Origin of the sequence: Notoacmeibacter ruber (assembly GCF_003668555.1) — a bacterium.
GTDB classification, from domain to species: Bacteria; Pseudomonadota; Alphaproteobacteria; order Rhizobiales; family Rhizobiaceae; genus Notoacmeibacter; species Notoacmeibacter ruber.
The window spans coordinates 1,213,165-1,226,417 of the sequence record NZ_RCWN01000001.1 but is presented as its reverse complement, the minus strand read 5'-3'; the positions used below and the strand labels follow the sequence as shown (position 1 = coordinate 1,226,417).

At 58.3% G+C, this 13,253-nt stretch carries 10 protein-coding genes and 2 tRNA genes; 9 read left to right on the top strand and 3 right to left on the bottom strand.

Annotation, left to right across the window (positions count from 1 at the left end; all coding sequences use genetic code 11):
- The first annotated feature begins 208 nt into the window (after positions 1-208).
- The gene (locus tag D8780_RS05775; protein ID WP_158598449.1) at positions 209-2,029 is read left to right on the top strand and encodes a putative bifunctional diguanylate cyclase/phosphodiesterase; all 1,821 of its coding nucleotides are present in this window, start codon (positions 209-211) and stop codon (positions 2,027-2,029) included.
- Positions 2,030-2,093: 64 nt separating this feature from the next.
- Here the strand turns inward: D8780_RS05775 and D8780_RS05770 are convergent, their stop codons facing one another.
- From D8780_RS05770 to D8780_RS05760, 3 genes are all read right to left on the bottom strand, one after another.
- Complete coding sequence (locus D8780_RS05770) at positions 2,094-2,894, bottom strand: N-acyl amino acid synthase FeeM domain-containing protein (protein ID WP_121644749.1); 801 nt, start codon at positions 2,892-2,894, stop codon at positions 2,094-2,096.
- Between the two features lie 192 nt (positions 2,895-3,086).
- Positions 3,087-3,160, bottom strand: a tRNA-Gly gene (locus D8780_RS05765).
- Between the two features lie 28 nt (positions 3,161-3,188).
- Positions 3,189-3,273: transfer RNA gene (locus tag D8780_RS05760), tRNA-Tyr, on the bottom strand.
- 171 nt (positions 3,274-3,444) lie between these two features.
- Here D8780_RS05760 and rlmB point away from each other — a divergent pair.
- The 8 genes from rlmB (at position 3,445) to D8780_RS05720 (ending at position 13,209) form a co-directional block, all read left to right on the top strand.
- Positions 3,445-4,272, top strand: a complete 828-nt coding sequence (gene rlmB / locus D8780_RS05755) for a 23S rRNA (guanosine(2251)-2'-O)-methyltransferase RlmB (protein WP_121644748.1) — start codon at positions 3,445-3,447, stop codon at positions 4,270-4,272.
- Positions 4,273-4,467: 195 nt separating this feature from the next.
- Positions 4,468-5,883: a circularly permuted type 2 ATP-grasp protein gene (locus D8780_RS05750; protein WP_121644747.1), complete on the top strand. Its 1,416-nt coding sequence runs from the start codon at positions 4,468-4,470 to the stop codon at positions 5,881-5,883.
- 36 nt (positions 5,884-5,919) lie between these two features.
- On the top strand, positions 5,920-6,861 hold the full coding sequence (locus D8780_RS05745) for an alpha-E domain-containing protein (RefSeq protein WP_121644746.1): 942 nt from the start codon (positions 5,920-5,922) through the stop codon (positions 6,859-6,861).
- A 1-nt stretch (position 6,862) separates the two neighbouring features.
- On the top strand, positions 6,863-7,660 hold the full coding sequence (locus D8780_RS05740; protein WP_121644745.1) for a transglutaminase family protein: 798 nt from the start codon (positions 6,863-6,865) through the stop codon (positions 7,658-7,660).
- Positions 7,661-7,693: 33 nt separating this feature from the next.
- Positions 7,694-8,437, top strand: coding sequence for a proteasome-type protease (locus D8780_RS05735; protein ID WP_121644744.1), 744 nt, complete (start codon positions 7,694-7,696; stop codon positions 8,435-8,437).
- 109 nt (positions 8,438-8,546) lie between these two features.
- Positions 8,547-10,331, top strand: a complete 1,785-nt coding sequence (locus D8780_RS05730) for an N-acetylglutaminylglutamine amidotransferase (protein ID WP_121644743.1) — start codon at positions 8,547-8,549, stop codon at positions 10,329-10,331.
- A gap of 2 nt (positions 10,332-10,333) precedes the next feature.
- A complete protein-coding gene (ngg, locus tag D8780_RS05725; RefSeq protein ID WP_121644742.1) occupies positions 10,334-12,043 on the top strand; it encodes an N-acetylglutaminylglutamine synthetase in 1,710 nt (569 codons plus the stop codon).
- Positions 12,040-13,209, top strand: coding sequence for an osmoprotectant NAGGN system M42 family peptidase (locus D8780_RS05720; RefSeq protein ID WP_121644741.1), 1,170 nt, complete (start codon positions 12,040-12,042; stop codon positions 13,207-13,209). The genes ngg and D8780_RS05720 overlap by 4 nt, the downstream gene beginning before the upstream one ends.
- The last annotated feature ends 44 nt before the right edge of the window (positions 13,210-13,253 follow it).

Below are 13,253 nucleotides of genomic sequence, written 5' to 3'. Positions count from 1 at the left end.
GCAACAATGCCTTGGCTGTTCCTTAACTTTTCTATCCCATAATATGGCCGCGCGAGGATCATCTACGATCCCCAATCAATAAGAAGAAAGTCGTTTAATGACTGAGGCATGTGAGGCCAACCGCGCAAGGACTGAAGCGCTCAGTGCGCTTCATAGCAAGCCCGCGACGGCAATTCACGGCCTTATCTCAAGCTGCGCAGCTTTCGCCATGGCTGCCATCAACGCCGGCGACTGGCGTTTCCTCCTTCCGGGCGTTCTGATGACGCCTTTCGCGATTTATCGCCTGATGCGCATGTTCGAGTTTCAGAAGAAGGGCCTTGGAGCGCACCAACTTAGTTTCTGGGAGAAACACTTCTTCGTCAGCAGCGTCGTGATCGCCCTTGCCCACGGCCTCTTCGTAATGCAGGCCATGCTGACCACGGATCATGTCTTCATCATATCTTTGGCTGTCGGCCTCTGCCTGGCTCAAATGGTCGGTGTCGTGGCCCGCAATTTCGCCTCGGCGTCTCTCGTCAATGCCCAAGCCCTTGCAATGGGCGTCCCCTCGGCCATCGGCTGGTGGATGCATCCGGACCCATGGTTCGGCGTGACGGCGATTTTCTTCGTCCCGTTCTTTCTGAGTGCGAAGTCGCTGGCGGCAGGCATACGGAACCTGCTGGACGGACAGCGCGAGGCGACAGCGACGATCCGGCGCGTGGCGATCCGCGACAGCCTTACCGGCGTCTACAACAGAAAAGGCTTCTATGAGCGGCTTAGCGAGGAGCGACAGCGGCCAGAGCGAGGGCATTACATTGCCGCCCTTGTCGACATCGATCACTTCAAGGCTGTGAATGACAGCTATGGTCACTCGATCGGCGATGCGCTGCTCATACAGATCGCCCTGCGCTTGAGCGAGATCGAAAACGAAACCCTGACCGTTGCTCGCCTTGCCGGAGACGAGTTCGCGATCCTTGCCCGCTCCCATCATCCGCAACAGTCGATGGAGCGAATCTGCAAGAGCGTGACGGACTGCTTCATCGATCTGTTCAATTGCCGGGGAATCTATCTGCCGGTCACGGCGAGTATTGGCGCAGCCAGTGCCGAAACCCTGGATGCGGACAACTCAGTCATCATCTGTGCGGACCTCGCCGTCTATGAGGCCAAGGAAAAAGGCGGCGCCGGTTTCAAGATCTACCATGATGATATGCAGGACCGATTTGAACGGCGCGAAATTCTGCGTCGAGACCTCAGGCAGGCGGTGGCCGCCAATGAGCTGTTCCTGGTTTATCAACCGATCGGCAATCTACGAAGCGGCGCGATCAGTTCGTGCGAATCGCTCATGCGGTGGCGGCATCCGAGCCTCGGTCTCATTTCGCCGGACGAGTTCATTCCGATTGCGGAGTCCGCAGATATTGTCGGAGAACTGACCCGCTGGGCTATCGAAACGGCTGTTTCCGAATGCATCCAGTGGCCCAATGAGATCGGTGTGTCGGTCAATCTTTCCGCGCGAGACCTTCGCCGGCGCGACATTGTGAACACTGTCTTCGACGTCCTGATTCGTCATGGTCTGGCTCCCCAACGCCTGATCCTCGAGATGACGGAGACCGCGCTTGCGGAAGAGCCGCTCATGACGCGTCAGGTCCTGCACGGATTGCGTTCCCTGGGCGTGCAGATTGCTCTCGATGATTTCGGGACAGGCTACGCCAATTTCAGCTATTTGATCGATTATGATTTCGACAAACTGAAGCTCGACCGCTCCCTCATCAATCAGATTTCCGATGGCAAAAGAGCGCGCACGCTCATCGCCGGCCTTGCGCGGACGGCTCACGATCTCGGACTGACGATCGTTGCTGAAGGCGTCGAGACACGCAAACAGCTCGAGCCGCTACGGGAGTTGGGGTCGATCGACCGTATCCAAGGCTGGCTTCTCAGCCGTCCAATTGCGGGGAGCGACGCCATACGCGCTTATCTTGCTGACCCGTTCTTCGATCCGAACACGATATCGGAATCGGACCATGACGAAGAGGCTGATCGGTCGGTCCACGCCTAAGCAGGCAGAGCCGCAGGCTGGGACGTAGCGTTCCCGCCCCAAGGCTCTGCCTAACGGATTTCTGTCAGGCCGCGGCCCCTGGTCGCCTTTCGCGACGGTCCGTGGGCCGTACGTTGGCATTGGCCTTATCGAGGCTCAACGCGAGCAGTGCTGTCGGCCGGACGCAGAAGCAGCAGCGACGGGCTGTCTCTTCGTCGAACAGCATCGCCCTCTCCGTCTCGAGCGAATGGAGAAACGGCAGACGGTCCAGCATCGTCTGATCGTTGGCACCAATACGAGTGGCCGTCAGATCGACCGGGAAGGTCACGGTTCCGCACTCCCCGCCTGTAGCGAACGTCTCGGCATGGAAGTAGCGCTGGTAGAATGCCTTATGCCGCGGTCGGACAAGGTGGAGAATGTAGTCCGCCTCATAAAAAAGAGCTGCCATGGCCGATAGTCGCGGTGGCATGAAGCGAAGGGCGGCACGGTCGACGGTCGGGTCAAGATCCGGATCGATGGCGAAACGGCTACAATCGATGAAACTTTGCCCCAAAACGATACGGGAAAGAAGCTGGTCCGGATAACTTTCGCTCGAGGGGCCGTCAGGGTGCTCCCTGTTCAGGTGATGGAGACGAATACTCATCGCCAGTACTTCGTCGACATAAATGCCGAAGACGAAAGTATTCGTCGCGAAATCGAAATGGTCGCTATCGAGGCGATTTTCGTTAGATTCAATATAATCACGCGTCCGATAGGCGTTATATCGAAGACGGAAGATATCTTCCCAATCTTCCCCCGTTGTGGGTCGTCGAACCGTCATCCGATCCATCAGGTGAAAGACACGCTCGAACGGCAACTGGTCTTGAACTTGAGCAGAGACAGCCATCAGGAGACACTCCGATTCCTAGGAACATGGTTAACGAAGTGTTAATTTATTCCTAGGACGAGTCCAGCGCTAAGGGCGATGGGCTGCCCGAACAAACGGTTTCGAGTAAAAATTTTAAGGACCGCATGGCGGGCTGACTGCGGCTGAAAAAGGCCGTCAGAAATCAGTCATTCAATCGCATAGAGGTGGTGCTGGAGCGGGTAGCGGGAATCGAACCCGCATATTCAGCTTGGAAGGCTGCTGCTCTACCATTGAGCTATACCCGCGGAGCGGAAACACGTGACTGCCGGCCAGTGGTGGAGGGGGCTGGATTCGAACCAGCGTACGCATAGCGAACGGATTTACAGTCCGTCTCCTTTAACCACTCGGACACCCCTCCGGAAGCAACCGGCGCAGAGCCACGCGGCTTGTCCAGCGGGCTCGTGGCCAACCGGAACGGTGGGCCTTATGGAGAGCCGCGCTTATTCTGTCAACCACCTCTTGGCGGCAGAAGGCCTCTTCTTCGAAAAGCTCCGTTGCGACCTGTTTCCGCGACGGGTAAACCCCCACCATGAACACAAAAAAAGATCAGCCGGCCGGTACGCCCAAGGACACCCACTACGCCAAGCTGCGGCGGGCTCATCGCGACCAGAAGAGGCAGGCGGATAAGTCTGCGGACGATCCGACCGTAAAGCTCTATGGCCTGCATACGGTCAGGGAAGCGATTCTGAACCCTGCCCGACAGAAGTGGCGGCTTCTTGTGACGAGGAACGCCCTGCCCCGTTTGCAACTCGAGGATGCGGTGCTGGCCGGCCTCAAGGTAGATATGGTCGAGCCGAAAGCAATCGCTGAACTTCTGGATGGGGAAGCTGTCCACCAAGGGGCGTTGCTGGAAGCCATGCCTTTGAAGCCCGAGCCGCTGTCACGACTATCGGCAACCCGTCTGATTCTGATTCTCGATCAGGTCACGGACCCGCACAATGTCGGTGCGATCATTCGCTCGGCCGTCGCGTTCGGTGCCGGCGCACTGATTACGACGAACCGACACTCGCCGACGGAAAGCGGTGTTCTAGCGAAAGCGGCTTCAGGTGCTCTGGAACATATCCATCATATCACGGTCAGAAATCTCGCGGATGCGATCGAAGAATTGAAGGAAATCGGCTTTCAGACGATCGGGCTGGATTCGGACGGCCCAGAACAGTTGGAAGACACCTTCGCCGAGCAGCGTATTGCGCTGGTCCTCGGTGCCGAGGGAAAGGGCCTGCGGCAGAAGACGCGTATGACCGTGGATGCCTTGGCGAGACTGGATGTTCCGGGCACCATCCGTTCGCTTAATGTCTCCAATGCGACGGCGATTTCACTCTACGCGGCACACCGCCATCTTTCCTCGGACGGATAAAATACTTTGCGGAGACTAAAGAGAGGCCCTGCTCAGCCGAATTAAGTCGCGAGCTGCCGGCAAAAACCGCCCGGGCCCTTGCCTAACCGGGAAGATTTTACATTTAATTCTGCACTGTTGGCTGTCTCAGGCTAGCCGGTTGGACAATTTCGTGTACCGGAATTGCCTTTAGGGAGAAGCAATACGAGAGGGAACATGTCGCATTTTGACGAAATGGGTTTAGGCGAGAAGATCCGTGCGCCTTATCAGGCATATTCATCTTGGATGCGACAGCAGGATAGCGAGGCCCTTCTCCGCAAACATCACGATGCTGAGCAGGTCTTTCGAAGGACTGGGATCACCTTCGCCGTCTACGGACAGGAAGAAGCTCAGGAACGCCTTATCCCGTTTGATATCGTGCCGCGGATCATTTCCGCCCGCGAATGGCGCCGGCTCTCCCAGGGCATTGAACAGCGTGTCGTGGCGATCAATGCCTTTCTGGAAGACATCTACTCCAAGCAGGAGATCATCAAAGCTGGGCGCCTTCCCGAATCCATCATCGCGAGAAATGATGCCTTTCTGCCGGAAATGATGAATTTCCGCCCTCCGCAGGGCATATACACCCACATCATCGGTACCGATATCGTTCGCACGGGCCCGGATAAGTTCTACGTGCTGGAAGACAATGCCCGGACACCGTCCGGCGTCTCCTACATGCTGGAAAATCGCTCGGCCATGTTGCGGCTGTTTCCCGAACTCTTCCGTTCGAACCGCATCAGAAACGTCGAGAATTATCCGGATCTGCTCCGCCAGTCACTGGAAAGCGTCGCGCCGCCGGAATGCGACGGCAAGCCCACCGTCGCCGTTCTGACGCCGGGCATTTTCAACTCTGCCTATTTCGAGCATGCATTCCTTGCCGACAATATGGGCGTGGACCTCGTGGAAGGATCCGATCTGCAGGTCTGGAACGGACGCATTTGCATGCGGACGACCCAGGGCATGAAGCCGATCGATGTGCTCTACCGCCGCGTCGACGACGATTTTCTCGACCCCCTCACCTTCCGGCCGGACAGTATTCTGGGCGTACCGGGTATCATGGACGTTTATCGTGCGGGCCGGATCACGATCGCCAATGCCCCGGGCACCGGAATCGCCGACGACAAGGCGCTCTACACCTATATGCCGGAGATCGTGCGCTTCTATACCGGCTCGAAACCGATTCTGGAGAATGTGCCCACTTGGCGATGCTCCGAAAAGGACAGCCTTTCCTATGTGCTCGACAACCTTCAGGACCTGGTCGTCAAGGAGGTGCACGGCTCAGGCGGGTACGGCATGCTCGTCGGCCCGACAGCGACGAAAGAAGAGCGAGAGACTTTCGCGGCCAAACTGCGAGAGCATCCGGAAAACTACATCGCTCAGCCCACACTTTCCCTCTCGACCTGTCCGATTTTCACGGAGGCGGGACTGGCGCCACGCCATGTGGATTTACGGCCCTTCGTGCTGATGGGCGGCGACAAGGTTCGGATCGTGCCGGGTGGGCTGACCCGTGTTGCCCTGAAGGAAGGGTCGCTCGTGGTCAACTCCTCGCAGGGTGGAGGAACGAAAGACACTTGGGTACTCAACGATGACTGAGCCATTTTACCAAACGTACGACACCGGATTGATTTCATGCTCCTAGGACGAACAGCGAGCGGCTTGTACTGGCTCTTTCGCTATATCGAGCGCGCCGAAAACATTGCCCGTATTGTCGATGCAGGCTCGCATGTCGCGCTGACGGGCGACGCGGACAAGAGCGATGTGTGGCCGTCGGTTCTACGAAGCGCTGGCGTGGACAAGACATTCCCCGGCGACGCAGAAGAGGCGACCGAAAGCGAGGTCGCGGATTTTCTGCTGCGCGACCGGGAAAATGCGTCTTCCGTTCTTTCCTGCATCGAACAGGCCCGCTTCAACGGCCGGATGGTGCGGACTGCGCTGACACGCGAAGTGTGGGAAAGCCTGAATGAAGCATGGATGTCCATGACGTCCCTTCTCGCCAAACCGATCGATCTGGACGACCTGATCGAGAGACTGGAGGACACGAAGCGTCAGACAGCGCAGATCCGCGGTGCATTTCACGGCACGATGATGCGCGATGACCGATATTCCTTCTGCCGGCTCGGCACCTATTCGGAGCGGCTCGACAACACGGCGCGCATCATGGATGTGAAATATTATGTGCTGCTACCGAGCGCGTCATGGGTCGGCAGTTCGCTCGACAATCACCAATGGCGATCGCTTCTACGCTCCGTTTCCGCGCATCGTTCTTTCAGCTCGGTCTATGGGACGGATTTCAATTCCGCCCGTATCGCGGAATTCCTGATCCTCGACCGTTCCATGCCTCGATCTCTCGTCTTCTGCGCCGAGGGGCTAGACAGAACGCTCGGCTATCTTGCCGAGCATTACAGCCAGAGCCAGCCTTGCGACCAGGCCGCGCACAATCTGTTGTCGCGCCTTCGTGCTCTTACGATGGAAGAGATATTCGACATCGGGCTGCACGATTTCCTGGGAGAGACAATCCAGTCGAACAACCAGCTTTCGATCCAAATCGCCAACGATTACAATTTTGAATGATATGCGCATCAAGATCCAGCATACGAGCCGTTACAAATATAAATCGCCGCCCGACTTCGTTCTACAGAAGGTGCGGCTTACGCCGTTGAGCGATTTCCGACAGGAGGTCGAACAGTGGCAGCTGAATGTGGGCGGAGCGACCACTCAGGTGACCTCTCGGGATGCCTTCGGCAATGAGATCGTTCTGCTGCGGGCTGACGCCGATACGGACAGCATCGAGGTCTCGGCCCAGGGCACTATTGTGACGTCGGACACGAAAGGCGTAATGGAGCGTTCGCCAGGGGTCATGCCCTTGTTCGTCTATACCAGCTTCACGGAACTGACTTCCCCCAACGATGAGATCATCGCATTGGCGGAAAGCACGCGGAAAGACGACCATATCGATATGCTTCACCGGCTGATGGATACGATCGCGGAAACGGTGGAATATGAACCCGGCGCAACACACGTCGGCACCACCGCAGCAGATGCCTTGGCAGGAAAGAAAGGTGTCTGCCAGGATTTAACCCACATCTTTTTGGCGGCCGCGCGTCACCTTGACCTGCCGGCCCGCTACACCTCTGGCTACTTCGTTTCGGGCAATGACAAAGGAGGCGATGCCTCCCATGGCTGGGCTGAAGTCTTCGTGCCTGACCTCGGCTGGGTCGGTTTCGATCCCACAAACCGCCGATGCCCCGACGAACGCTATGTGCGAATCGCGGCCGGTCGCGATTATACTGATGTCAGTCCGGTCAGCGGGGTGCGGGTCGGTGCGGAAGGTGAACGTCTAACGGTCACCCTGGACGTCGAGCAGCAATAGCCGGTCTCGACGCTCGAACGTGGGAGTCGGCTCTTGACCTATTGCGTGGCGATGATGCTTGAGCGCGGGCTTATTTTCATGAGCGACACGCGCACGAATGCGGGCGTTGACGACGTCTCGCGTGTCAAGAAAATGCATACATTCGAGATCTCCGGCGAACGGTCGATGATCCTTCTTTCGTCCGGCAATCTGGCGACCACCCAAGCTGTCGTCGGCCTGCTCGAAGAGCGCAGCAAGGCGCCCGATGATCGCGATCCGTCGATTTTCCGAACGCTGTCGATGTTTCAGACCGCCAAGCTCGTCGGCGAAACGCTGAACGAAGTTGTCGCGAATATGCGCATTCACGACGATCAGCCGACAGCCCACGCCTTTTCGGCGACCATGATTCTCGGTGGTCAGATAGCCGGCAGCGACCCGCGCCTCTTCCTGATCTATCCTGAAGGCAACTTCATTGAAGCGAAAGCCGACAACCCGTTCTTCCAGATCGGGGAGATCAAATATGGCCGTCCGATTTTGAGCCGTGCCTATGATCCGCAGATGGACTTCGCCGAAGCGGCGAAGCTGTTGCTCATTTCGTTTGATTCCACGCTTCGCTCGAACCTGTCCGTCGGCCTTCCCATCGATATGGGCGTTTACAAGAGAGACAGTTTCAAGGTCGGCCCCTTCCGTCGCTTCGACGAGCATGACGAGGATTTCCGGGCCATTTCTCACGGATGGTCAGACGCTTTGAAACATGCGTTTTCGCGCCTTCCCGATCTCGTGGTGCCGGACGAATAAAACCATCGTACCTTCGCAACCGCGAACACCTTGTCTCGCTAGGGCGAAGAACCATGTGAGATAACCAGACTATCGCGTACGAGCGCTTTTCAAAAAGAGGGGTAAATACATGTGCGGCATTGCCGGAGAAATCCGCTTCGACGGGGAATGGGCCGATACGGCCGCGGTCGGCCGGATGGTCTCGTGCATGCAGCAGCGCGGCCCCAACGGGTCAGGCCTCGTCGGACATGGTAGGGCAGCATTCGGCCATCGCCGGCTGAAGATCATCGATCTTTCGGAAAAAGCGCAGCAGCCGATGGTCGATCCGCAGCTCGGGCTGACGATCGTATTCAACGGCTGCATCTACAACTACCCTCAGCTGCGAGGCGAACTGGAGGGGCTGGGATACAACTTCTTTTCGACCGGCGACACGGAAGTGATCCTGAAGGCATTTCATGCGTGGGGGGACGAATGCGTCAGCCGTTTCCACGGCATGTTCGCGTTCTGCATCTACAATCGCGACACCGGCGAAGCCGTGATGGCGCGCGACCGTTTCGGCATCAAGCCTCTCTATTTCAGCCGACAGGGCAAAAGACTGCGTTTTGCGTCGACGCTCCCCGCACTCATCGAGGCGGGTGACGTCGATACGTCCATCGATCGGGACGCGCTGCACAATTATATGAGCTTTCACGCCGTCGTGCCCCCTCCCCGTACGATCCTGAACGGCGTGCGGAAACTTCCGCCAGCGACGATCCGCCGGATCGATGCGAAGGGCAATGAGAGTGATCGGATCTACTGGCAGCCGCCCTATACGCGCCGCGCCGAAGACAGCAATCTGTCTTTCGACGACTGGCGCGACCGTGTGCTCGAAGCGCTCCGCCTTTCGGTACAACGGCGTATGGTTGCCGACGTGCCGGTGGGTGTTCTTCTGTCCGGCGGTGTCGACAGTTCCGTCATAGTCGGACTGCTGGCCGAACAGGGTCAGCACGATCTGAAGACCTTCTCGATCGGGTTCGAGGAGGCCCATGGCGAGAAAGGCGATGAATTCGAATATTCCGATCTGATCGCCGAGCATTTCGGCACCGATCACAACAAGATCTTCGTCCCGTCGGCCGATCTCATCAAGGAGTTGCCGGCCACGATCCATGCCATGAGCGAGCCGATGGTGTCCTATGACAATGTCGGCTTCTTTCTCCTGTCGCGCGAGGTCTCCAAACAGATCCGCGTGGTGCAGTCCGGCCAGGGTGCTGACGAGGTTTTCGCCGGGTATCACTGGTATCCGCCTTTGATGAGTTCCAACGACGTCGTTTCGGATTACGCAAAAGTGTTCTTCGATCGCGATCAGGCCAAGATGGCGACGCATCTATCCGACGACTGGCTGGCGGAAACGGATGCCAGCCGCGAACTGGTGCGGCAGCATCTTCTGGCGGGTGATGCGGACACGCCCGTCGATCGGGCCTTGCGTCTCGACAGTCAGGTGATGCTGGTCGACGATCCCGTCAAGCGGGTCGACAACATGACCATGTCGTGGGGACTCGAAGCCCGGGTCCCCTTCCTCGATCACGAGCTGGTCGAACTGGCTGCGACCATTCCGCCGGAGCACAAGCTGGCGCATGGCGGCAAGGGCGTACTGAAAGAGGCCGCCCGCAAGGTAATCCCGTCCGAAGTCATCGATCGCAAGAAGGGCTACTTCCCGGTTCCCGCGCTGAAGTACATTTCGGGTCCCTATCTGGAAATGGTCCAGGACGCCCTTTCCAGCCAGGCCGCGAAAGATCGCGGGCTATTCCGCCAGAGCTATCTGGACGACCTTTTCGCCAACCCCACCGACCACATCACCCCCCTGCGCGGCTCCGAACTCTGGCAGGTCGCGCTTCTGGAGATGTGGCTTCAATCCCACAATGTCGGGAGCGGCTGACCATGACCACCTCCGAAGGGCCAACCGAAAATTACAGCCTCGATTGCGGCTGGGGCCGTCTCGTTTTCGGCCAGACGTTCGACGACGGACAGGCGCTGATCGAGACGCTTCGCCGCGAACGCGCCGATGCACGCGACATCGCTGTTTACGTAGACGATCCGCATGTGCTGCTTTCGCTTGCACCGCATGAGCTGTTTCTCGACCCTTCGCACACCTTTCGCATCGACCTGAAGAACTATGCGCCGCCCAGTCAGGAGCCGAGCAATTTCTTCATCCGGCGCCTTTCTTCCCAGAGCGATGCGGAAGAGGTGAACCGCATCTACCAGACGCGGGGCATGGTCCCCGTGCCGCCCGAATTCTTCTGGTCGCACCGCGATGCGCGGGCCCTCACCTATTTCGTGGCGGAGGACGAACAGACAGGCTCGGTGATCGGTACGGTCACCGGCGTCGATCATCTTCAGGCTTTTGGGGATCCGGAGCGAGGCTCCTCGCTGTGGTGCCTTGCCGTTGATCCGCAGGCGCGCCAGAGTCGAATTGGGCAGGCACTCGTCCACCGTCTCGCACAGCATTTTGCAGAGCGTAACGCATCCTTCATGGACCTGACGGTCCTGCACGATAATGACAGTGCGATCTCGCTCTACGAAAAGCTCGGTTTCCGTCGGGTTCCCTATTTCACCGTCAAACGCAAGAACGCGATCAACGAGCAGCTCTTCAGCGGCCCTAACAATGACCCGGACCTCAACCCCTATGCCAAGATCATCGTGGATGAAGCGCGGCGACGGGGCATTTACGTCGAAGTGACTGACGCCGAGGGCGGTTTTTTTCGCCTGTCCTACGGGGGGCGGACCATTCAATGCCGCGAAAGCCTGACAGAATTTACATCAGCTATCGCGATGAGCATTTGCGACGACAAATCCGTCACCCGGCGGATTGTCGAAAAAGCCGGCGTGCGGGTGCCCGAGCAGATTACCGGCGACGTATCCGATGATCGGATGCGTGATTTTTTGCGCGAGCATTCCACGCTGGTGGTCAAGCCCTCACGCGGCGAGCAGGGACGCGGAATTACCGTCGGGGTCGAGACGGAGGAGGAACTGGAAGCCGCGATCAAGACGGCGCAGAAGGTCGCAGATGAAGTTCTGATCGAGCAGATGGTTCAGGGCGATGACCTCCGTCTGATCATCATCAATTACAAGCTCGTCGCAGCGGCCATCCGCCGACCGGCCCAGATCGTCGGCGACGGTAAATTGGCCGTTGAGGCCTTGATCGAGCACCAGAGCCGCCGGCGCAGTGCCGCTACGGGCGGAGAATCGAAGATTCCCTTGGACGAGGATACAGAAGGCACGTGTCGGGCCGGTGGATATGAACTGACCGATATTCTGCCCGAAGGCGAGGTCCTTCAGGTCCGCAGAACCGCTAATCTTCACACAGGCGGCACCATTCACGACGTGACCGGAGAAGTGCATCCGACACTGGTCGACGCGGCGATCCGGGCGGCGCGTGCGATCAATATTCCCGTCACGGGGATCGACTTCATGGTGAAAAGTCACAGAGGCTCCGACTACGCTTTCATTGAAGCCAATGAGCGTCCCGGCCTCGCCAATCATGAGCCACAACCCACTGCCGAACGCTTTATAGACCTACTCTTTCCGCTATCGATGCCTTATGCAGCCAGGGAAGCGCTTCGCGTAGCCCATTCGGAGAATACTGCATGAATCGACTGCCGATCGACACGAACTATCTTTCGAGCGTCCTTTCGGAACTTTTAGATATCCCCAGTCCAACCGGCTACACGGACACCGTCACGCTTCGGGTCGCCGATATGCTCGACGACCTCGGATTGACGGTGGAGTTGACACGCCGCGGCGCGATCCGCGCCATCCGGAGGGGCCGCGACATCCGTGGTGCCCGTGCGATCGTGACCCACCTCGATACGCTTGGGGCTCAGGTCAAGAACATACGACCAAACGGCCGCCCCTCTCTCGTGCCGATCGGGACATGGTCATCGCGCTTTGCCGAGGGCGCACGCGCAACCGTCTTCTCCCGCAAGGGCGGCTATCGCGGCACAATTCTCCCACTCAAATCGTCCGGCCATACGTTCGATGAAGAGATCGATACGCAGCCCGTCAGCTGGGACAATGTCGAGATGCGTATCGATGCGCTAACCCGTTCGCCGGAAGAAACCCACAGGCTTGGGATCGAGATCGGCGATATCGTTGCCATCGACCCGCAGCCGGAATTTCTGCCGAACGGCTTCATCGTGTCACGGCATCTGGACAACAAGGCCGGTGTGGCAGCAAGCCTCGCGGCGCTTTCCGCTCTGCAGAACGAGCAGGTCGAGACACCGGTCGATATTCACTGGCTCTTTACGATCGCTGAGGAGGTTGGCGTCGGCGCGGCCTCCATGGTCTCCAACGATATCGCCTCACTGCTCGCCATCGATAACGGTACCACCGCGCCAGGCCAGAATTCGGACGAATTCGGTGTGACGATCGCAATGGCCGATCAGACCGGTCCGTTCGACTACCATCTGACAAAAAAGCTGGTGGAACTCTGCGAGGAAAATGACATTCGTTTTCAGAAGGATGTCTTCCGATATTACCGTTCAGATTCAGCTTCCGCTCTCGAGGCCGGAGCAGACGTTCGCACCGCGCTTGCCACCTTTGGCGTGGATTCCAGCCATGGATATGAGCGGATACACCTCCATGCGCTGCGTTCAGTGGCGGAGCTCGTAACGGCGTTCTGCGTCTCGCCCGTGGCAATCGAGCGCGATTTCTACAAGCGCACCGACACCGAAGGCTTTACCGATCAGCCCACGGAAGAAGCGCCACAGCGCCTGCCGCGTGACGTGAGCCGGATCTATCCTCCGAAGAGCGACTAGCCTGGCGGCCCCGGGAACCGAACGCTCCCTCTACCCGTTTTGCG